22 protein-coding genes are annotated in these 20,631 nt (G+C 71.1%); 12 read left to right on the top strand and 10 right to left on the bottom strand.

The window, feature by feature from the left end; genetic code table 11:
- Positions 1–205 precede the first annotated feature (205 nt).
- The 3 genes from ACFZA0_RS29555 to ACFZA0_RS29565 are packed head-to-tail and all read left to right on the top strand — an operon-like array spanning position 206 to position 2,939.
- On the top strand, positions 206–1,168 hold the full coding sequence (locus ACFZA0_RS29555) for a transporter substrate-binding domain-containing protein (protein ID WP_391022583.1): 963 nt from the start codon (positions 206–208) through the stop codon (positions 1,166–1,168).
- 35 nt (positions 1,169–1,203) lie between these two features.
- A complete protein-coding gene (locus ACFZA0_RS29560; RefSeq protein ID WP_391022584.1) occupies positions 1,204–2,133 on the top strand; it encodes an ABC transporter permease subunit in 930 nt (309 codons plus the stop codon).
- A gap of 53 nt (positions 2,134–2,186) precedes the next feature.
- Entirely contained in the window at positions 2,187–2,939 is a 753-nt protein-coding gene (locus ACFZA0_RS29565) for an ATP-binding cassette domain-containing protein (protein ID WP_391022786.1), read from the top strand.
- A gap of 92 nt (positions 2,940–3,031) precedes the next feature.
- Here the strand turns inward: ACFZA0_RS29565 and ACFZA0_RS29570 are convergent, their stop codons facing one another.
- On the bottom strand, positions 3,032–3,814 hold the full coding sequence (locus tag ACFZA0_RS29570) for a methyltransferase (protein ID WP_391022586.1): 783 nt from the start codon (positions 3,812–3,814) through the stop codon (positions 3,032–3,034).
- Between the two features lie 159 nt (positions 3,815–3,973).
- On the opposite strand from ACFZA0_RS29570, the gene ACFZA0_RS29575 reads away from it, so the two are divergent.
- A complete protein-coding gene (locus ACFZA0_RS29575; RefSeq protein ID WP_391022588.1) occupies positions 3,974–4,603 on the top strand; it encodes an ABATE domain-containing protein in 630 nt (209 codons plus the stop codon).
- Here ACFZA0_RS29575 and sodX read toward each other — a convergent pair.
- Positions 4,507–4,941 (bottom strand): nickel-type superoxide dismutase maturation protease, encoded by a 435-nt coding sequence (gene sodX / locus ACFZA0_RS29580; protein WP_391022787.1) that lies wholly within the window; start codon positions 4,939–4,941, stop codon positions 4,507–4,509. The two genes, ACFZA0_RS29575 and sodX, sit on opposite strands and share 97 nt — an antisense overlap.
- A 145-nt stretch (positions 4,942–5,086) precedes the next feature.
- Between sodX and sodN the strand changes: the two genes are divergently transcribed.
- A complete protein-coding gene (gene sodN, locus ACFZA0_RS29585) occupies positions 5,087–5,482 on the top strand; it encodes a superoxide dismutase, Ni (RefSeq protein WP_391022590.1) in 396 nt (131 codons plus the stop codon).
- A gap of 242 nt (positions 5,483–5,724) precedes the next feature.
- A complete protein-coding gene (locus tag ACFZA0_RS29590; protein ID WP_391022591.1) occupies positions 5,725–6,198 on the top strand; it encodes a GNAT family N-acetyltransferase in 474 nt (157 codons plus the stop codon).
- Here the strand turns inward: ACFZA0_RS29590 and ACFZA0_RS29595 are convergent.
- The 4 genes from ACFZA0_RS29595 to ACFZA0_RS29610 all read right to left on the bottom strand — a co-directional run bounded on the left by ACFZA0_RS29595 (position 6,176) and on the right by ACFZA0_RS29610 (position 10,425).
- Positions 6,176–6,409, bottom strand: coding sequence for a hypothetical protein (locus ACFZA0_RS29595; RefSeq protein WP_391022593.1), 234 nt, complete (start codon positions 6,407–6,409; stop codon positions 6,176–6,178). The genes ACFZA0_RS29590 and ACFZA0_RS29595 overlap by 23 nt on opposite strands.
- Positions 6,410–6,430: 21 nt before the next feature.
- The gene (locus tag ACFZA0_RS29600; RefSeq protein ID WP_391022595.1) at positions 6,431–7,585 is read right to left on the bottom strand and encodes an inorganic phosphate transporter; all 1,155 of its coding nucleotides are present in this window, start codon (positions 7,583–7,585) and stop codon (positions 6,431–6,433) included.
- Positions 7,586–7,730: 145 nt separating this feature from the next.
- The gene (locus ACFZA0_RS29605) at positions 7,731–8,906 is read right to left on the bottom strand and encodes a family 2 encapsulin nanocompartment cargo protein polyprenyl transferase (protein ID WP_391022788.1); all 1,176 of its coding nucleotides are present in this window, start codon (positions 8,904–8,906) and stop codon (positions 7,731–7,733) included.
- A gap of 112 nt (positions 8,907–9,018) precedes the next feature.
- On the bottom strand, positions 9,019–10,425 hold the full coding sequence (locus ACFZA0_RS29610; RefSeq protein ID WP_391022596.1) for a family 2B encapsulin nanocompartment shell protein: 1,407 nt from the start codon (positions 10,423–10,425) through the stop codon (positions 9,019–9,021).
- A 263-nt stretch (positions 10,426–10,688) separates the two neighbouring features.
- Here ACFZA0_RS29610 and ACFZA0_RS29615 point away from each other — a divergent pair, with 263 nt between their 5' ends.
- Positions 10,689–11,597 (top strand): pyridoxal-phosphate dependent enzyme, encoded by a 909-nt coding sequence (locus ACFZA0_RS29615; protein ID WP_391022598.1) that lies wholly within the window; start codon positions 10,689–10,691, stop codon positions 11,595–11,597.
- Between the two features lie 76 nt (positions 11,598–11,673).
- On the opposite strand, the gene ACFZA0_RS29620 is transcribed toward ACFZA0_RS29615, so the two are convergent.
- The gene (locus ACFZA0_RS29620) at positions 11,674–13,269 is read right to left on the bottom strand and encodes a Na+/H+ antiporter (RefSeq protein ID WP_391022599.1); all 1,596 of its coding nucleotides are present in this window, start codon (positions 13,267–13,269) and stop codon (positions 11,674–11,676) included.
- A gap of 61 nt (positions 13,270–13,330) precedes the next feature.
- Between ACFZA0_RS29620 and ACFZA0_RS29625 the strand changes: the two genes are divergently transcribed.
- From ACFZA0_RS29625 to ACFZA0_RS29635, 3 genes are all read left to right on the top strand, one after another.
- On the top strand, positions 13,331–13,591 hold the full coding sequence (locus ACFZA0_RS29625; protein WP_391022600.1) for a UBP-type zinc finger domain-containing protein: 261 nt from the start codon (positions 13,331–13,333) through the stop codon (positions 13,589–13,591).
- Between the two features lie 252 nt (positions 13,592–13,843).
- Positions 13,844–14,257, top strand: a complete 414-nt coding sequence (locus ACFZA0_RS29630; protein ID WP_391022601.1) for an anti-sigma regulatory factor — start codon at positions 13,844–13,846, stop codon at positions 14,255–14,257.
- A complete protein-coding gene (locus ACFZA0_RS29635) occupies positions 14,254–15,420 on the top strand; it encodes a SigB/SigF/SigG family RNA polymerase sigma factor (RefSeq protein WP_391022602.1) in 1,167 nt (388 codons plus the stop codon). The genes ACFZA0_RS29630 and ACFZA0_RS29635 overlap by 4 nt, the downstream gene beginning before the upstream one ends.
- 36 nt (positions 15,421–15,456) lie before the next feature.
- Here ACFZA0_RS29635 and ACFZA0_RS29640 read toward each other — a convergent pair whose 3' ends face one another.
- Positions 15,457–15,927, bottom strand: a complete 471-nt coding sequence (locus ACFZA0_RS29640) for a hypothetical protein (protein ID WP_391022604.1) — start codon at positions 15,925–15,927, stop codon at positions 15,457–15,459.
- Positions 15,928–16,043: 116 nt separating this feature from the next.
- Here ACFZA0_RS29640 and ACFZA0_RS29645 point away from each other — a divergent pair, with 116 nt between their 5' ends.
- Positions 16,044–17,012, top strand: a complete 969-nt coding sequence (locus ACFZA0_RS29645; protein WP_391022605.1) for a diacylglycerol kinase family protein — start codon at positions 16,044–16,046, stop codon at positions 17,010–17,012.
- 319 nt (positions 17,013–17,331) lie between these two features.
- Entirely contained in the window at positions 17,332–17,589 is a 258-nt protein-coding gene (locus ACFZA0_RS29650; protein WP_016639615.1) for a WhiB family transcriptional regulator, read from the top strand.
- Between the two features lie 251 nt (positions 17,590–17,840).
- Here the strand turns inward: ACFZA0_RS29650 and ACFZA0_RS29655 are convergent, their stop codons facing one another.
- Both ACFZA0_RS29655 and ACFZA0_RS29660 read right to left on the bottom strand, forming a co-directional pair.
- Positions 17,841–19,316: a histidine kinase N-terminal domain-containing protein gene (locus ACFZA0_RS29655; RefSeq protein ID WP_391022606.1), complete on the bottom strand. Its 1,476-nt coding sequence runs from the start codon at positions 19,314–19,316 to the stop codon at positions 17,841–17,843.
- Between the two features lie 460 nt (positions 19,317–19,776).
- Entirely contained in the window at positions 19,777–20,430 is a 654-nt protein-coding gene (locus ACFZA0_RS29660; RefSeq protein ID WP_391022608.1) for a TetR family transcriptional regulator, read from the bottom strand.
- Between the last annotated feature and the right edge of the window lie 201 nt (positions 20,431–20,631).

Below are 20,631 nucleotides of genomic sequence, written 5' to 3' on the forward strand. Positions count from 1 at the left end.
TGAACTCCGGCGGAAGATCCGGTCGCGATGGACCGGCTTCGTGCGCTTTCGGTGTTCACCCGTTATCCGATTTTGACATGGCGCATCACCTGAATGCCCGATCCCGAATGGCAAGATGCCGTCATCACACGAGGTCGCGACACCCGAAGGTGTGTGTGCTCGACGACCCGTCGGCATCTCCACCCATACGCCGGAGGAACCCACCATGACCGCACGTTTCACCCCTCGTTCGACCGCCGCACACACCCGGCTCGCTGCGGTCGGTGCGGTCGCGGTCGCGGGCGCCCTGCTGCTCACCGCCTGCGGTGACCAGACCAAGGACAACGACAGCGACGGCGGCTCCAAGAGCTCGGCGAGCACCGCCCCGCTCGCGTCGAAGCTGCCCCAGGCGATACGCGACAAGGGCGTCGTCAAGGTCGGTTCGGACATCGCGTACGCGCCCGTCGAGTTCAAGGACGACTCGGGCAAGGTCGCCGGTCTCGACCCCGACCTCGCCGCGGCGATGGGCAAGCAGCTCGGCGTGAAGTTCCAGTTCGAGAACGGCACGTTCGACGCGCTGCTGACGGGTCTGCGTTCCAACCGCTACGACATCGCCATGTCCGCGATGACGGACAACAAGAACCGCCAGGACGGCGTGGACCCGGACACCGGCAAGAAGGTCGGTGAGGGCGTCGACTTCGTCGACTACCTGACCGCCGGTGTCTCGATCTACACGCGCAAGGGCGACACCGAGTCGATCGCCGCGTGGTCCGACCTGTGCGGCAAGAAGATCGCCGTCGAGCGCGGCACGGTCTCCGAGGACCTCGCCAAGGCGGAGACGAAGAAGTGTACGGGTGGCAAGAAGATCACCATCGAGGCCTTCGACGACGACCAGCAGGCCCAGACCCGGCTGCGTTCCGGCGGTGCCGACGCGGCCTCCTCGGACTTCCCGGTCGCCGCGTACGCGGTGAAGACGTCCGGCGGTGGCAAGGACTTCCAGCTGGTCGGCGACCAGGTCGAGGCGGCCCCGTACGGCATCGCGGTCGCCAAGGACGACACCCAGCTCCGTGACGCGCTCCAGGCCGCGATGGACGCGGTCATCAAGAGCGGCGAGTACGCCAAGATCCTCAACAAGTGGGGTGCCGAGGACGGCGCCGTCACCGCGTCCGCGATCAACGGCGGCAAGTGACGCGCGGACCGCGCGACCGCTGAGAGGCAGTACCTGTGACAGACATACAGCAGACGGCCGGGGACCACACCTCCCCGGCCGGCCCGCAGGCCGTCAGGGCGATCCCTGTCCGGCACTACGGGCGATACGTGTCCGCCCTCGTCGCGATAGCGATCCTCGTCGCGATCGTCTACGCGTTCAGCCAGGGAAAGATCAACTGGCATGCGGTGCCCGACTACTTCTTCGACCACCGCATCCTCACCGGTGTCGGCAAGACGCTGCTGCTGACGGTGCTCTCGATGCTCATCGGCATCGTCGGCGGCATCGTCCTCGCGGTGATGCGCCTGTCGAAGAACCCGGTGACGTCGTCCATCTCCTGGTTCTACATCTGGTTCTTCCGCGGCACCCCGGTGCTGGTCCAGCTGTTCCTCTGGTTCAACCTGGGCCTGGTCTTCGAGTACATCAACCTCGGTCCGATCTACAAGGACTACTGGTCGGACTTCATGACGCCGCTGCTGACGGCGCTCCTGGGTCTCGGCCTCAACGAGGCCGCGTACATGGCGGAGATCTGCCGGGCCGGCCTGCTCGCCGTCGACGAGGGGCAGACGGAGGCGGCGCACGCGCTCGGCATGAGCCACGGCCGGACGCTGCGCAGGATCGTCGTGCCGCAGGCGATGCGGGTGATCGTGCCGCCCACCGGCAACGAGGTCATCAACATGCTGAAGACGACCTCCCTCGTGGCGGCCGTCCAGTACCCCGAACTCTTCCGCTACGCCCAGGACATCGGCCAGAACTCCGGCGCCCCCGTGGAGATGTACTTCCTCGCGGCGGCCTGGTACCTGGTCATGACGTCGGTCCTGAGCGTGGGCCAGTTCTACGTCGAGCGGTACTACGCGCGCGGTTCCAGCCGTCAACTGCCGTCGACACCGTGGCAGAAGGTCAGGGCGCACCTGACGTCCTTCTCCAGCAGGAAGGTGGCGGCATGACCGGCAGGGCGACGGATGCGGCGGACGCGGTCCCGCCGCGGGATGCCGTCCCGATGGTGCGCGCCGAGGGCGTCCACAAGTACTTCGGCCAGCTCCAGGTGCTCCGCGGCATCGACCTGGAGGTGAAGTCGGGCGAGGTGTTCTGCCTCATCGGCCCGTCCGGCTCCGGCAAGTCGACGTTCCTGCGCTGCATCAACCACCTGGAACAGATCAACGCCGGACGGCTGTACGTCGACGGTGAGCTGGTCGGGTACCGCGAACAGGGCGGGAAACTCTACGAGTTGCGGGACCGCGAGGTCGCGCTGAAGCGCCGGGACATCGGCATGGTCTTCCAGCGCTTCAACCTGTTCCCGCACATGACGGCCGTCGAGAACGTCATGGAGGCGCCCGTCCAGGTCAAGGGCGTCGGCAAGCAGGCGGCCCGGGAGCGCGCGACGCAGCTCCTGGAGCGGGTGGGTCTCGCCGACAAGGCGGCCAGCTACCCGTCCCAGCTCTCCGGCGGCCAGCAGCAGCGGGTGGCCATCGCGCGGGCGCTGGCGATGGACCCGAAGCTGATGCTGTTCGACGAGCCGACGTCGGCCCTGGACCCGGAGCTGGTGGGTGACGTCCTGGACGTCATGCGCGACCTCGCCGAGTCCGGCATGACGATGATCGTCGTCACGCACGAGATGGGCTTCGCGCGCGAGGTGGGCGACAGCCTGGTCTTCATGGACGGCGGTGTGGTGGTCGAGTCCGGCAACCCGCGCGACGTCCTGACGGACCCGCAGCACGAACGCACCCGCTCGTTCCTGTCGAAGGTGCTCTGAAAGAAGCCGCCCCGCGGGGCGCGCGACCCGGGGCGGTACGGCACTGCCGTACCGCCCCGCCGCGCGTCAACTCCCGGTTTTGCGAACGCCGTTCACTTCACCGCGAGGACGAGGGTGTCCGCCGGGGAGCACCACACCGGGCGGGCCTCGCCGAAGCCGCGCTCGCGCAGTACGCGCGCGTGCCAGGCGGCCGACGGGGTGTCGCCCTCGGCGTGCTCGCCGTAGATCTCGAAGCGCCTGGCGGTCGGCCCGGCGAGCACCGGGTCCGCGGCGGCCAGCCGCCACCACTCGGCCCAGTCGAGGGCGCCGGCCGTACGGGCGTCCTCCATGCGGGCGTGCCGCTGCGCGCGCTCGGCGGCGTTGATGCGCGGCGTGGAGTCGTCGATCATGTGGTCGGCGTTCATGAACACCCCGCCGTCGCGCACGAGTTCGGCGATCCGGCCGTAGAGTTCCGCGAGGGGACCGCTGTGCAGCCAGTGCAGTGCCGTCGCCGTCAGCACCGCGTCGTACGCGTCGTACGGCAGCCGCGCGCGCCAGTCGGGATCGGTGAGGTCGGCCCTGACGAACGAGACCCGGTCGTCCCCGGCGAAGGTGCCCTCCGCGATGGCCAGGAGCGCGGGGTCGAGGTCCACGCCCGTGCTGGTCGCCCCGGGGAACCGGTCGAGCAGCCGGGCGGTGATGGTGCCCGTGCCGCACGCGAGGTCGAGCACGCGCGGCGCGGGGCCGGTCAGCGCCTCGACCATGTCGAGCATGATCCGGAACCGGTCCTCGCGGTCCGGCATGTACCACTCCTGCTGGCGGTCCCAGCTCCGCTGCCAGGCCGCCCAGTCCGTACCCGCCGCCGCGGCGTCCGCCCCCGTGCCGGTCTCCGTCATCGCCACCCTCCGCTCGATCCGGTACGCCGGGCCGTCGCGCGCACGCGGGAACCGTGTGCGGGATCCGTGCGCGACGCCTTCGACGTAATACCCTGGAAGCACGATCAGCCGTTACGCGACCGCATCCACGACCATAGAGCGCCTCCGTAAGGACTACAAGTGGAACTGGCCTATTACTCGGATTACGCCGTACGGCTCGTCAACAGCGAGGAACCGGCTCGCGGCAAGGACTCGCTGACCTCGGTCGAGGCCGTCCGCGACCTGTTCGCCGGCAACCAGTCCGCCGCCCGGCGCGCCACCGAGGCCGACGTCACGCGCTTCCGCTCGGTGCGCGGCCGGCTCCGCGCGGTGTTCGAGGCGGCCGACGGCGGCGACGAGACGCTCGCGGTGGACCTGCTGAACTCACTGCTCCTGGAGTTCCCGGTGAGCCCGCAAATCTCCGGCCACGACCACCGCGACGACGACGGCCGTCCGCTGTGGCACATGCATCTGGCGGACCATCCGTCCAACGCCACCGCCGGCTACGCGGCCATCGCGGCGATGGGCCTGGCCTTCCACCTCACCTCGCACGGCGTGGACCGGCTCGGCCTGTGCGAGGCGGCGCCCTGCCGCAACGCCTACCTCGACACCTCGACCAACAGGTCCCGGCGCTACTGCTCGGACCGCTGCGCGACCCGCGCCAACGTGGCCGCCTACCGGGCCCGCAAACGCCTGGAGGCCGACCGGTCCCCCAGCACCGGCCTGGCCGCCGACACGGCCCAGCGGGCGAGCGCCAGCGGCGAGCGCTGACCCGACCCCGGGGGCCGGAACCTGAACCGGGCCCGGCCCAGCACCAGTTCCTCGGGGACGATCCCGTAGTCGGTGCTGTCGCCGCCCGCGAACGCGTTGTCCCCGAGCACCCACCAGCCGTCCCCGCGCCGCTCGACCGCGCGCTTGACCACCAGCAGGTCCTGCTGGAAGGGATGGCGCAGCACGATCACGTCCCCGGGACGGACCCGCGCCCCCCACTGCACCACCAGTTGGTCCCCGTGCTGGAACGTGGGCACCATCGAGGCCCCGTTGACCTCGGCGAGCCCGAGGGGGACCACCCACGTCCTGCGCTCGGTCTCCTGCGACACCTCCGGCATCACCCGGCTCCTCCCCGGTTCGTCCTCCACCAGTCTCAGTCTGACCCCGGACTTTTGTCCTAAGCCCATGGGGGCACCCGGGAAATCACGCCTTGCAGGGAGTAATGTCCCACCTGAGAAGACGATCACGAGGAAGGAACGCTCCATGCTTTCCCGCCTGTTTGCCCCCAAGGTCAAGGTCAGCGCCCACTGCGACCTGCCCTGCGGTGTGTACGACCCTGCCCAGGCCCGCATCGAGGCGGAGTCGGTCAAGGCCGTCCAGGAAAAGATGGCCGGCAACGACGACCCGCACTTCCTGGCGCGTGCCACCGTCATCAAGGAGCAGCGAGCCGAGCTCGCCAAGCACCACGTCTCCGTCCTGTGGAGCGACTACTTCAAGCCGCCGCACTTCGAGAAGTACCCGGAGCTGCACCAGCTGGTCAACGACACCCTGAAGGCCCTCTCGGCCGCCAAGGCGTCGACCGACCCGGCCACCGGCCAGAAGGCGCTGGACTACATCGCCCAGATCGACAAGATCTTCTGGGAGACCAAGAAGGCCTGACCCCAGGTCACCCCGCACCCGTTCCGCCACTGGCGCCGAGCACGGCGCCTCCGGCGGAGCGGGTGCGGTTTTTTGTGCCCGGGACACACCCCCCGCCTTTAATGCGAGCTACTTGCAACTACGGCACCACTGCATCAACATGTACGGAGGCGGGGCCGGCCCGCTGTGATCGTTTTCTCCCCGGCGCCCGCCGGTCCGGCCGGTCCCGCCTCTTCGATGCCGACCGATCGCAGGGGGACGCGGTGCACCTTCGCCTGGCAGGCCCGGAGGACGTTCCCGTACTGGCCGCCCTCAACGAGCAGCTGATCGTGGATCAGGGCCACGAGAACCCGATGCGGGGACGGGAGTTGGCCGACCGGATGCAGGGCTGGCTCGCAGGCGAGTACACGGCCGCGCTGGGCATCCTGGACGGCGCTCCGGCCTGCTACGCCCTCTGGCGGCCGGCCGAGGGCGGCGGCATCCACCTGCGCCAGTTCTTCGTCGCCCGCGAGTTCCGCCGGCGCGGTGTGGGGCGCCGGGCGATCGCCGCCCTCCGGGACGCGTACTGGCCGGGACGCGTGATCATGCTCGACGTGCTCGTCGGCAACCACCGGGGCGCCGCCTTCTGGCACTCCCTGGGGTTCGAGGCCCACACCGTCGCGATGAGGTCGCCCGCGCCCCGTCCGGAGCGTGCGGGCGCGGGCGACCCGTCCCTCAGTGGAACTGCGGAACGATGAGGTAGATCCCGTACACCACCACCGCCGCGCAGGCCAGGAAGCAGATCCCGGCCTGGGCGACGCCGAGGGCGTGGGCGGTGCCGTGCTGCTCGCGGGCGTCCTCGTGCCGTCCGAGGCCGAGCACCCCGAGGGCGAAGACGACCACCACGGCGACGGTCACCCCGACGCTCACACCGGCGACCTGGCCGAGTGCGGTCCAGTCGATGTCCATCGGAATTCAGCTCCTCGGGGTTCAGGCGCCGGTGCCGGCGGGGGCCGGCGCGGAGCCGCGGACGGTGACCTCGTGACGGTCGTTGACGTTGTGCGCGTGCACCGGGTCGCGGCGCGAGAGCACCACGATCACGGCGGCCACCGCGGCGGCGAGCAGCGCGATCACCACGGTGCCCGCGTTGCCCCCGTGCTTGACCACGGCGGCGGCCAGACCGCCCACCAGGGCTGCGGAGGGCAGCGTGATCAGCCAGGCGACGAGCATCCGTCCCGCGACACCCCACCGCACCTCCGCCAGCCGCCTGCCGAGGCCCGCGCCGAGGATGCTGCCCGAGGCGACCTGCGTGGTGGACAGCGCGAAGCCCAGGTGGGCCGAGGTCAGGATGACCGCAGTCGACGCGGTCTCCGCGGCGAAGCCCTGGGGCGACTGGATCTCCGTGAGGCCCTTGCCCATCGTGCGGATGATCCGCCAGCCGCCGATGTAGGTGCCGAGGCCGATGGCCAGGCCGGCCGACGCGATCACCCACACCGGCGGGCCCGCGCCGTCGCCGAGGGCACCCGCGGAGATCAGGGTCAGCGTGATGACACCCATGGTCTTCTGGGCGTCGTTCGTGCCGTGGGCCAGCGAGACCAGGGACGCGGAGGCGATCTGGCCGAGGCGGAAGCCCTTGGTCACCGACCCCTTCCGGACCCGGGCCGTGACGCGGTACGCGAGGTAGGTCGCCATCAGGGCCGCCGCTCCCGCGACGACCGGCGAGGCCACCGCGGGGATCAGGATCTTCTCGACGACCTTGTCTCCGTGCACGCCGTGCGCGCCCGCTCCGACCCACACCGCCCCGATGAGACCGCCGAACAGGGCGTGGGACGAACTGGAGGGCAGCCCGGCCAGCCATGTCAGCAGGTTCCAGAGGATGGCGCCGACCAGTCCGGCGAAGATCATCCACGGGGTGACCAGGGAGTCCTCGACGATGCCGCCGGAGATCGTCCGGGCCACCTCCGTGGACAGGAACGCTCCGACGATGTTCAGGACGCCGCTCACGAGGACGGCGACCTTGGGGGTGAGGGCTCCCGTGGCGATGGACGTGGCCATCGCGTTCGCGGTGTCGTGGAAGCCGTTGGTGAAGTCGAAGGCCAGTGCTGTGACGATCACGACCGCCACGAGGAACGTGATGTGATCCATCCCTCGATGGAAGCAAGCGCGGGCCAACTCGGTGAGAACCCGAGGCAAAGCCTCGCTGTTGACCCCGTGCGCGTTGCCCCGGTTCACGCCCGGCGCCACCCGGTGCGGGCGGGGCCGTGCTGGCACAACGGCCCCGCCCCATGGCTCAGTTGCTGCGCCGGGTCACGAATTCGGCGAGTGCCAGCAGGCCGCCCGCCGCCTCCGGCTCCGGTACCGCGCGGGCCAGTTCCTGTACCGCCCTGCCCATCCGGTCGGCCGCCTCGGCCTGCGCCCAGTCACGGCCTCCCGCGCTCTCTACGGCCAGGACCGTGCGTTCCAGGTCCGCCTCGTCGTACGGACGCGCGTACAGGGCCGCGAGTTCGGCCGCCGCGGGGTTGCCCGCGGTGAGGGCCGCGACCACCGGAAGGGACTTCTTGCGGGCCGCCAGGTCCGCGCCGGCCGGTTTGCCGGTGTGGCTCGGGTCCCCCCAGGTACCGATGATGTCGTCGATGAGCTGGAAGGCGAGCCCGCCCTCGCGGCCGAACGCGTCGAGGGCGTCCACCTGTTGGGGATCGGCACCCGCGTAGAGGCCGCCGATCGCGCAGGCGGCGCCGAGCAGCGCGCCCGTCTTGGCCTCCGCCATGAGCAGCACCTCGTCGAGGGTGACCTCGGTGGGAGCGCGCTTCTCCATGGCCGTGTCGATCTGCTGTCCCTCGCACAACTCGACCACGCAGGCGGTCAGTCGGGCCACGGCCGCGGCGGACGCCGGGTGCGGGTCCTCCGCGAGCAGTCCGAGCGCCAGTGCCTGGAGGGCGTCGCCCGCCAGGATCGCGTCGGCGTCCCCGAACACCGCCCAGGCGGTGGGCCGGTGCCTGCGGGTGGCGTCCCGGTCCATCACGTCGTCGTGCAGCAGCGTGAAGTTGTGGACGAGTTCCACGGCGGCCGCCGCCCGGACGGCGGCCTCCTGCGCCCGGGTGCCCCCGAGGGCGGCTGCGGCGGTGAGGACGAGAGCGGGGCGCAGCGCCTTGCCCGCGTTGGCCGCCGCCGGTCGGCCGTCCGCGTGTTCCCACCCGAAGTGGTAGCGCGCGACGCGGCGCATGGAGCCGGGCAGCGACTCGACGGCCGCCTTCAGCGCGGGGTCGACGAGGGCACGGCAGCGCTCCAGGATCGCCGCCGCCTCGGACCCGTCGGACACGGTGGGCCCGCCCTCGGTCTGTTCGGACCGCCTGATGCGGTCGGGTGTGCCCGCGGGGTGCGGCAGCCCCGCGGTCGTACGGTCCGGCCGCTGCGGGCGTGGTGTCCCGTCGGGGCGTTCCTTGGTCTCCGTCAGGTACTCGGCCATGGCGTCCCTCTCGGACACTGCGTGGACGGTGGCGCAGACGCTGCCGCCGGGGTGGTGCCCCCGCGGTGCCCCCGCCAGGAGGAGCGGGGGCACCGGGTGCGGGGGGCGGGTGTCAACGCCAGCGGCCGATCTCGACGTTCTCCAGGACACCGAGGGCGTCCGGCACCAGGACGGCCGCCGAGTAGTAGGCGGTGACCAGGTAGTTGATGATCGCCTGCTCGTTGATTCCCATGAAGCGGACGGAGATGCTCGGCTCGATCTCGTCGGGGATGCCGGCCTGGCGCAGGCCGATGACACCCTGGTCGTCCTCGCCGGTACGCAGGGCGAGGATCGAGGTGGTGCGCGCCTCGGTCACCGGGATCTTGTTGCACGGGTAGATCGGCACGCCGCGCCAGGTGGGGATGCGGTTGCCGCCCACGTCGATGGTCTCCGGGACGAGGCCGCGCTTGTTCAGTTCGCGGCCGAAGGCGGAGATCGCCCGCGGGTGGGCCAGCAGGAGCTTGGTGCCGCGGCGCCTGCTGAGCAGTTCGTCCATGTCGTCCGGGGAGGGGACGCCGTCGTGCGGCTGGAGCCGCTGGTCGTACTCGCAGTTGTTGAGCAGGCCGAACTCCCGGTTGTTGATCAGCTCGTGCTCCTGGCGCTCCTTCAACGCCTCGACGGTGAGCCGCAGTTGCTGCTCGGTCTGGTTCATCGGCTGGTTGTACAGGTCCGCCACGCGCGTGTGGATGCGCAGGACGGTCTGCGCGACGCTCAGTTCGTACTCGCGGGGCCGGCCCTCGTAGTCGACGAACGTGTGCGGGATGTCCGGCTCGCCGGAGTGGCCCGCCGCCAGGTCGATCTCCCGCTCGCCGTACTTGTTGGTGCGCCGGTCGGGTTCCGCCCGCAGTTCCTCCAGGTGCGCGCCCAGGGACTCGGAGCGCTCGGCGACCTGGTCGACGTGCGAGCGGGTCAGCACGAGGACCGTGCACGCCGTGACCGCACGGGCCGTGTACTCCCAGATCGCGTCCGGATCGATCAGCGCGTGCTCACCGAAGTACGCGCCGTCGGCCAGGACGCCGAGGACCGCGTCGTCGCCGTACGGACCGGTGCCGACCTTCTCGACCCTGCCGTGCGCCAGCAGGTAGACCTCCTCCGCCCGGCCGCCGAAGGAACTGATCACCTCGCCCGGCGCGAACTCCCGCTGCTCGCAGCGGGAGGCCAGTTCGGAGAGCACGTCCTCGTCCTCGTACGTGCGGAGCGCGGGCAGTTCGCCCAGCTCCGCGGGGATGACCTCGACCCGGTCACCGGTCTTCACGAACGTGACCCGGCCGTCACCCACCGCGTATGTCAACCGGCGGTTGACCCGGTACGTACCACCCTGCACGTTCACCCACGGCAGCATCCGCAGCAGCCAGCGCGAGCTGATCTCCTGCATCTGGGGTGCGGACTTGGTGGTCGTGGCCAGGTTCCGCGCGGCTGCGGTGCCGAGGCTCTGCTGCGGCTTGCCCTGCTCCGTGCGGACCTCTTCGCCTACCGACATAGAGAATTGCCCTCCCGCTCCTGCCCGACGCGGTTCCGCACCGGGCATCCATCTGCGGGACCAACCCTTCCATCACGGAGAGTGCTGGTGCTATTACACGAAAGAGGGGGGTTGGATCACGGTGGACCGGGGCACGTATGTCATTTCTGTCCCATGATCCGAAGTGCTGCCCGGCGAACGGACGTCGAGGCCCCGCGCGGCACGGTCCGGCGCGGGCCCCGCCGGGCTCGCCTCGCCTCGCGACCGCACGCGACAATGGGGGCGTGACCAGCCCCGACGCCTCCCTGCCGGACACGCTGCGCCCCCGGCTGCCCTCCCCGCTGCGGGAGGCCCACGACGTCCGTTTCGCCCGCCGGGGCGTGCGGCTGCTGCTGAAGCGGGACGACCTGATCCATCCCGAGCTGGTCGGCAACAAGTGGCGCAAGCTGGCGCCCAACCTCGCGGCGGCCGGGGGCCGCACCGTCGTCACCTTCGGCGGCGCGTACTCCAACCACCTGCGGGCCACCGCGGCGGCGGGCCGGCTCCTGGGGCTGGCCACCGTGGGCGTGGTGCGCGGCCAGGAACTGGCCCGCCGGCCGCTCAACCCGTCGCTGGCGCGGTGCGTGGCCGACGGGATGCGCCTGCGCTTCGTGGACCGCGCGACGTACCGGCGCAAGGCCGAACCGGCGGTGCTCGCGGACCTGTTGCGCGCGGCGGACGTCGAGCACGCGTACGTGGTGCCCGAGGGCGGCAGCAACCCGGCCGCCGTGCGCGGCGCGCGGGCGCTCGGCGGGGAACTGCGCGGCGCCGCCGACGTGGCCGCCGTCGCCTGCGGCACCGGGGGCACCCTGGCGGGCCTGGCCGCGGGGCTCGCCCCGGCCCAGCGCGCGCTGGGCGTCGCGGTGCTCGGGGGCGGCTTCCTGACCGCCGACGTCCGGGAGTTGCAGCGCGCGGCGTTCGGCGGACCGCGGGGCCGCTGGCGGGTCGAGGACCGCTTCCACCACGGCGGCTACGCGCGCGTACCGCCCGTTCTCGACGCGTTCGCCCGCGACTTCGAGGACCGGCACGGCCTGCCGGTCGAACGCCTCTATGTCGCCAAGTTGCTATGGGGACTTGTCGCCCTGCTGGACGAGGGCGCCTTCCCGGCGGGCAGCACGGTGGCCGCGGTGGTCACCGGGCGCCCGTTCCCCTGACGTACGCGGGGGCGCTCCGCGGGAACTCCCGCACGCGCGCGTGGGCGACGGTGCGCACGCGCGCGGGAGTCCCCGCTCAGGCCGCCTCGCGGTAGACCGCCGCCTCCTCCAGGTCGAGGCGGCGCAGCAGGGCGCGCAGCATCTCGTCGTCGATGTAGCGGCCGTCGCGCAGCCGGACGAACACCGCGCGTTCGGCGCCGATCATCTCGCGGGACAGCCGGCGGTAGGTGTCGTCGTGGGACTCCCCGGTGACGGGGTTGACCTGGCCGAGCCGCTCCCAGACCGCGTTGCGGCGGCGCTCCAGGACGGTGCGCAGGCGGTCGGCGAGGGGCTCGGGCAGGGCGTTGCGCTCGTCCTCCAGGAGGTCCGTCAGGAGTTTGTCGGCCGCTCTGGACGCCTGCGCCTGGGCGTTGGCCTCCGCGAGCGTCTCGGCCTGCGCGTCGCGTCCCGGCAGCTTCAGCAGGCGGATCAGGGTGGGCAGGGTGACGCCCTGGACGACCAGGGTGCCGATGACGGTCGTGAACGTGAGGAACAGCAGCAGGTTGCGCTCACCGAAGTCGCTGCCGTCGTGCATGGTGACCGGGATCGAGAAGGCGATGGCCAGCGAGACCACGCCGCGCATGCCCGCCCAGCCGATGACGAAGGCGCCCTTCCAGGTCGGGTTGCTCTCACGGCTCCTGATGCGCGCCGACAGCAGCCGCGGCAGGAACGTCGCCGGGTAGACCCACACGAACCGCGCGGCGACGACCACGAGGAACACGGCGAGGGCGTACCAGGCGGCGGTGAGGCCCTTGTACTCGCCGAGTCCCTTGAGAACGATGGGCAGTTGGAGGCCGATCAGCGCGAACACGGCGGACTCCAGCAGGAAGGCGACCATCTTCCACACCGCGCCCTCCTGGAGGCGGGTGGCGAAGTCGACCTCCCACGCGCGGTGTCCGAGGTACAGCGCCACGACGACGACGGCGAGGACACCGGAGGCGTGCACCTGTTCGGCGACCCCGTAGGCGACGAACGGGATCAGCAGGGAGAGCGTGTTCTGGAGCAGCGCCTCCTTGAGGTGCGTGCGCAGCCAGTGCAGCGGCACCATGAGGACCAGGCCGATGCCGATGCCCCCGACGGCCGCGAGCAGGAACTCCCAGATGCCGCCCGCCCAGGTGGCGCCCTCTCCCACCGCCGCGGCCAGGGCGACGCGGTAGGCGGTGATCGCCGTCGCGTCGTTCACCAGGGACTCGCCCTGGAGGATGGTGGTGAGCCGCGAGGGCAGTCCGACCCGGCGGGCCACCGCGGTCGCGGCCACGGCGTCCGGCGGCGCGACCACCGCGCCGAGCACCAGGGCGGCGGTCAGCGACATGCCCGGCACGATCAGGTACGCGACGTAGCCCACCGCGACGGTCGCGAAGAGCACGTACCCGACGGAGAGCAGCGCCACGGGCCTCAACTGCGCCCGGAGGTCCAGGTAGGAGCTGTCGATCGCCGAGGTGTACAGCAGCGGGGGCAGCACCAGGGGCAGCACGATGTGCGGGTCGAGGGTGTAGTCCGGCACCCCGGGCACGTACGCCACCACGAGCCCCACCGCGACCAGCAGCAGCGGAGCCGGGACCGGGGTCCGCCGGGCCGCCCCGGCCACAGCGGCACTGCCCGCCACCAGCAACAGCAGCGGCAACACGTCCATCGTCCTCGCCCGCCCTCATTTTTCGCGCGGCCACCCGCACATCCGTCGTAATCTGGCAATCATGAAACAGTGCACGCACGCCGACGCGCTGCCGCACCCGGACCCGGAACCCCAGAGCGACACCTGCCTGGAGTGTCTGGCCGACGGCACGCACCCCGTTCAACTGCGGCTGTGCCTGGCCTGCGGCCACGTCGGCTGCTGCGACTCCTCCCCCGGGCAGCACGCCACGAAGCACTACAAGGACACCGGCCATCCCGTGATGCGGACCTTCGAGCCCGGCGAGGACTGGCGCTGGTGCTTCGTGGACCACGTTCTCGTCTGACCGGCCCCGCACGGTTCGGCGGTACGGCGCCTGGGTACGTCAACCCGACGCGCCCGCTTTCCAATTGGGGCCGCCGAACCCTAGCCACTGTGCGTATTGACGTGTTTACTATGAGTGACAGCGCGGGGTTGGGGTGCCGGAGACACAGAAGCGGGGAGCGCGATAGCGTCACCGCAGAGGCGCGAGTCCGTGTCGTGCCGCCCGGGGGCGACCCCCGGGCCCCGAAAAGCTTGTACCACCTTGGAGGTGAGGGTGTCCCAGATCGCAGGCGAGCCCGTGACCCAGGACTTCGTGGAAGTCCGGCTGCCGGCTGCGGGTGCCTACCTGTCGGTGCTGCGCACGGCCACGGCCGGGCTCGCGGCCCGCTTGGACTTCACCCTGGACGAGATCGAGGACCTGCGCATCGCCGTCGACGAGGCGTGCGCGATCCTCCTCCAGCAGGCAGTGCCCGGCTCGGTGCTCAGTTGTGTGTTCCGGCTCGTGGACGACTCGTTGGAGGTCACCGTCTCGGCACCGACCACGGACGGTCACGCCCCCTCGCGCGACACCTTCGCCTGGACGGTGCTGTCGGCACTCGCGGGCAAGGTCTCCTCCGCCGTGGACGACGACCGCACCGTGTCGATCAGCCTCTACAAACAGCGCGGCGCGGGACCCGGGCCGGCGTGAGGGACGGGGGCGGACCGGTGCGGGACGAAGAGCGCGGCGCGCGGGAAGTGCCGGCCGGGGGCACGAGCGGCCCCGGCGGATCCCGTCGCACGGCGGACGGCATCGACGGAATCCCCGATCAGGCCAGGCCGCACCCGGAGGGCGCCACTTCGGCCGTCGCCTTCCTGGACGACGGGCAGCGGGAACGGGACAGCGCCGTGCGGAGCGCGCCCGACCGGGACTGGATCGAGGTTCGTCCGGTCCGGACGCCGGCGAGTGCTCAGGGAAGGGCGACGGGCGGGACGATGAGCGAGCACCAGCGGGACCCCCAGCAGAGCGTGCCGCAGGCGGCGCAGCACACGGCGCAGCAGGAGCCGGACGGCGCTCCCGCGGCACGGGAGCGGAGCGGTACGGGCGGCGCGCACACCGCGCAGGACCGGAGCGGCGCACGCGCGCTGTTCATCGAGCTGCGCACCCTGAAGGACGGCAGCCCGGAGTACGCGGAGCTGCGCAACCGGCTGGTCCGCATGCACCTGCCGCTGGTCGAGCACCTCGCCCGGCGGTTCCGCAACCGCGGTGAGCCGCTGGACGACCTGACCCAGGTCGCGACGATCGGCCTGATCAAGTCGGTGGACCGCTTCGACCCGGACCGCGGCGTGGAGTTCTCCACGTACGCGACCCCGACGGTCGTCGGCGAGATCAAGCGGCACTTCCGGGACAAGGGCTGGGCCGTGCGCGTCCCGCGCCGCCTCCAGGAACTGCGGCTGTCCCTCACGACGGCCACGGCTGAGCTCTCGCAGCAGAACGGCCGGTCCCCCACCGTCCACGAGCTGGCCGAGAAGCTGGGCATCTCGGAGGAGGAGGTCCTGGAGGGGCTGGAGTCCGCCAACGCGTACTCGACGCTCTCGCTGGACGTCCCCGACACCGACGACGAGTCCCCCGCGGTCGCCGACACCCTCGGCGCGGAGGACGAGGCGCTGGAGGGCGTGGAGTACCGGGAGTCGCTGAAGCCGCTTCTGGAGGACCTCCCGCCGCGCGAGAAGCGGATCCTGCTGCTGCGCTTCTTCGGCAACATGACCCAGTCGCAGATCGCGCAGGAGGTCGGGATCTCCCAGATGCACGTGTCGCGGCTGCTCGCGCGGACGCTGGCGCAGCTCCGGGAACGGCTCCTCGTCGAGGAGTAGTCCCGCCGGAGGGCCGAAAGAAGGCCGCCGAGGAGGTCAGGCGCCGGGCTCGTCCGCCCGGCCCGGACCGCGGATGCCGAGGGCCCTGGTCGTTGCCGGATGCACCAGCAGCACCAGGGAGGCCACGGCCACGACACCGATCGCGATGCCGGCCGGGATGGCCACGCTGTCGGCCTGGAGCAGGTTGTAGGCCACCGGCAGCGCCATGATCTGCGTGATGACGGCGGGCCCGCGGCTCCAGCCGCGGAGTCCGTACAGGCCGCGGGCTGCCAGCAGCGGCAGCAGGGCGAGGACGGCCAGCGTGATGCCGCCCGTAACGGCCTGCTTGCGGTCGGAGGGGTCGCTCGTGAGACCGAGGACCAGCAGCCAGACGCCCGCCACCACGAGGGCGACTCCTTCGAGGGCGGCGAGTGCCGCGGCTGCGGTGACCCGGCCCGGACGGGGTCCGGCGGTCCCTGCCCCGGTGTCGTCCGCGGTGTTCGTGGTGGGGTTCTGCTCGCTGCTCACCCCAGCAGGGTAGCCCGCACACCTCCGGGGGCCCGTGTCCAGGCTCACGTCCGCGGGACCGCCCTTTCCCCGGCTTCGTCTGGGACGAGTACCGATCAGTAGGTACGCTGCAAGCCATGCGTGCACTACTCGTGGTCAACCCGGCGGCAACCACCACCAGCGCACGTACGCGCGACGTGCTGATCCACGCGCTCGCGAGCGAGATGAAACTCGAAGCGGTGACCACCCAGTACCGGGGGCACGCGCGGGACCTCGGCCGGCAGGCGGCGGACAGCGACGACATCGACCTCGTGGTGGCCCTCGGCGGCGACGGCACGGTCAACGAGGTCGTCAACGGCCTGCTGCACCGCGGCCCCGACCCGGACGGCGTCCCACGGCTCGCCGTGGTCCCCGGCGGCTCGACGAACGTCTTCGCCCGCGCCCTGGGGCTGCCCAACGACGCGGTGGAGTCCACGGGCGTCCTGCTCGACGCCCTCCGCGAGAGCCGTGAACGCACGGTCGGCCTGGGCATGGCCTCCGGGACGCCCGGCACGGAGGACGAGTCGGTTCCCGGACGGTGGTTCACGTTCTGCGCGGGCCTCGGATTCGACGCCGGAGTCATCGGCCGGGTCGAACAACAGCGGGAGCGGGGAAAGAAATCCACACACGCTCTCTACCTTCGGCAGGTGCTGCGCCAATTCCTCCAGGAACCGCACCGCCGGCACGGCACCATCACCCTGGAGCGGCCGGGCGCCGACCCGGTGACGGATTTGGTGCTGTCCATAGTCTGTAACACCGCTCCGTGGACCTATCTGGCCAATCGCCCGGTGTACGCGGCGCCTAAGGCCTCGTTCGACACGGGCCTCGACGTACTCGGTCTCAGCCGCATGTCCACCGCCGCGGTTGCCCGGTATGCGACCCAGTTGCTCACTTCGTCCCCCGAGCGCGGACCCCATGGCAGGCATGCCCTCGGCCTGCACGACCTGACCGAGTTCACCTTGCATTCGAAGGTGCCGCTCCCCCTTCAGATGGACGGCGACCACCTGGGGCTCCGGACGAGCGTGACGTTCACAGGCGTACGCCGTGCACTGCGTGTGATTGTGTGAGCGGAAGGGCCCAAAGTCCTTTCACTCGAACGTTTAGACCAGGGTCCACCCCCTGGAAGTACGGCTGTGACCTAGCCGACACCGAGGAATCAAAAAAAACTTTCCGGAAGGGGTTGTATCCGTCGCCGAGGTTTGCGAGTCTCTACGTGGCGATCGGGACGGCCCCGCAACACCGGCCCCCAAGATCTCCAGAACCCCTCTCCACAACACAGGACGACGCCGGGCAACCGGACGTTCGCCCCTTCACTTGTTGAGGGATTCGTGAAAGCGTTCACATTCACAAGCAACTTGCATGTAATACCAAGGAGAGGTAGCAGCCATGGACTGGCGTCACAACGCCGTTTGCCGCGAGGAAGACCCTGAGCTCTTCTTCCCCATCGGCAACACCGGTCCTGCGCTGCTGCAGATCGAGGAAGCCAAGGCCGTCTGCCGTCGCTGCCCGGTAATGGAGCAGTGCCTGCAGTGGGCGCTCGAGTCCGGCCAGGACTCCGGCGTCTGGGGTGGTCTCAGCGAGGACGAGCGCCGCGCAATGAAGCGCCGCGCCGCCCGCAACCGGGCTCGTCAGGCCTCCGCCTGACACCCCACCCCGTAACAGCCTGAGCTTGGCGGCGCGTGCAGCGAGTACGCATCTCCCGCCCCCGAGTCGCAGCGCGCAGTACCCCAGCCGCATTGAGAGCTGTTGATCGGTCTTCCGTGAGGGACACCTGATCGAGAGAAGGCCCCGGACCGTAAAAGGTCCGGGGCCTTCTGCTTGCCCTCCGCAGGGGCCAACTCCCCCGCACCGCTGCCCCGTTGCGCCTCCGCGCGGGACCGCGCCGTTCCGCCGCGTTACTTCTGCGTGCGCACCGGGATGTCGAGGACCACCTGCGTACCGCGTTCGGGGGCGGCGACCATGTCGAACGTGCCGCCCAACTCGCCTTCCACCAGCGTCCGTACGATCTGGAGACCGAGGTTCCCGGAGCGGTGCGGGTCGAATCCCTCGGGCAGACCGACGCCGTCGTCCTGGACGCTGACGAGGAGCCGGCCCTCCTGACTGGTGCCGCCGCGAACCGCGTTGACCTCGACCGTGCCGGTGTCGCCGTCGCGGAAGCCGTGTTCGAGCGCGTTCTGGATGATTTCCGTGAGGACCATCGACAGGGGCGTCGCGACCTCCGCGTCGAGGATGCCGAAGCGTCCGGTGCGGCGGGCGGTCACCTTGCCCGGCGAGATCTCGGCGACCATCGAGAGCACCCGGTCGGCGATGTCGTCGAACTCCACGCGCTCGTCCAGGTTCTGGGACAGCGTCTCGTGCACGATGGCGATCGAGCCGACCCGGCGCACCGCCTCCTCCAGGGCCTCCCGGCCGCGCTCGGACTCGATGCGCCGGGCCTGGAGCCGCAACAGGGCCGCCACGGTCTGGAGGTTGTTCTTCACCCGGTGGTGGATCTCCCGGATGGTCGCGTCCTTGGTAATCAGTTCCCGTTCGCGGCGCCGCAGTTCGGTGACGTCCCGGAGCAGGACCAGCGAACCGACGCGTGTTCCCTTGGGCTTGAGCGGGATCGCCCGGACCTGGATCACGCCGTCGTCCGACTCGATCTCGAACTCACGGGGCGCCCAGCCGCTCGCCACCTTGGCCAGCGCCTCGTCCACCGGCCCGCGGGACGGGGCGAGTTCGGCGGTCGTCTGGCCCAGGTGCTGACCGACGAGGTCGGTGGCCAGGCCCAGCCGGTGGTACGCGGAAAGGGCGTTCGGCGACGCGTACTGGACGGTGCCCTCAGCGTCCAGCCGCAGCAGTCCGTCGCCCACGCGGGGCGAGGCGTCCATGTCGACCTGCTGGTCGGGGAACGGGAACGAGCCGGCCGCGATCATCTGCGCCAGGTCGGACGCGCTCTGCAGGTAGGTCAGTTCGAGGCGGCTCGGGGTGCGCACGGTGAGCAGGTTGGTGTTGCGCGCGATCACGCCGAGCACCCGCCCCTCGCGGCGCACGGGGATGGACTCGACGCGGACGGGCACCTCCTCGCGCCACTCCGGGTCGCCCTCGCGCACGATCCGGCCCTCGTCGAGCGCCGCGTCCAGCATGGGGCGGCGGCCGCGCGGCACCAGGTGGCCGACCATGTCGTCCTGGTACGAGGTGGGGCCGGTGTTGGGGCGCATCTGGGCGACGGACACGTAGCGCGTGCCGTCACTCGTCGGGACCCACAGGACCAGGTCGGCGAAGGACAGGTCGGAGAGCAGCTGCCACTCCGAGACCAGCAGATGCAGCCATTCGAGGTCGGAGTCGTCGAGGGCCGTGTGCTGGCGCACGAGTTCGTTCATGGAGGGCACCCGGCGAGCGTAACCCGGGTCGGGGGCCGGACTCGAAACGAGTCGGTCGCGGCCCCGGAAACACCCGCGGGCCGCGGCGCCTGGGAGGGACCCTCAGCCCTCCCGGCACCGCAGCCCGGAGCAATATCGGCGGCGGGGTGTGCGGTCCCGTCCGGCCGAAGGACGAGGAGCCGGGGCAGTCAGGGCAGAGAGCCTCGGTTCCTCGGTACCGACCTCCTGTGCGGGGAGGACGGAGCTGGTGCGTTCACTTGTCGCGCGGACGCGCGGTCCGGACGCGTGCGACCCGTCACCGCGTCGCGGTCACGGCCCGTCCTCGCATTGTGGACTAGACCACTTCGGGTGTCCATGCGTCGCGGAAGGTTCGTTGTTCTTTCTTCACAGCTGTGCACCGCTCGCGCCGGGCGGATCCGCCAGTTGCTCGGACGTCCCAGCATCCACCCCGCAGCCTAGCCCGCGGGGCTCACCCTTGGGGCCAGACCGACAGGGCAATTTCGCCGACCGCCTCCAGTTCCTCGCGGCTCGCGCCGTCGCGCGCCTGCTGGGACATGCCCTGGATCACGGCCCCGGTGAACCGGGCGAGCGCCGCGGCGTCGGTGCCCGGCGGCAGCTCCCCGGCGCGGACGGCGTCCAGGATGCGGCGCTCGAACGCGGCGACCGCCTGCCCGCGCCGCGTGCGCAGCGACTCCTCCACGGCGGGTGTCGTGCAGTTCGCGGCCGCGTGCGCGATCAGGCACCCCGCCGGACGGCCGGCCGTCGTGTACGCGGCCGCCGCCTCGCGCAGGGTGCGGGCGACGGCGGCACGGGCGGTGGGCTCCTCCGCGATGGCTCGGTCGCCGAAGGTCGCGTAGCGCTCGCCGTAGGCGTGGACGACCTCGGCGAACAGGGCCTGCTTGTCGCCGAACGCCGCGTAGAGGCTCGGGGCGCCGATGCCCATGGCGCGGGTCAGGTCGGAGACGGAGGTGCCTTCGTAGCCGTGCGCCCAGAAGGCGAGGACCGCCTTCTCCAGCGCGGTCTCGCGGTCGAAGGAACGGGGTCGCCCGCGCCGCCTCGCCCCTTGCGGCGGGTTGACCTGCACGGGCTCGACCTGCGGGTTCGGCTGCGGCGGTTTCACCATGGAGTGGATTTTATAGCGAACACTAGAGAAAGGATCGAGGGGGGCGGTACGGTCTTTTCTGTAGCGATCGATAGGTAAATGCGGAGGGGGCGTCATGAGCGTTACGGCAGGCCGGCGGCGGGTTCGGGGAGGCACAGGCTCAGGCGGCAGGTTCGGGGGCGGCCTCGGCGGCTGCGGCTGCGGCAGCCGCGACGAGGGCGG

The sequence above is a fragment of the Streptomyces sp. NPDC008150 genome (assembly GCF_042956945.1).
GTDB lineage: Bacteria > Actinomycetota > Actinomycetes > Streptomycetales > Streptomycetaceae > Streptomyces.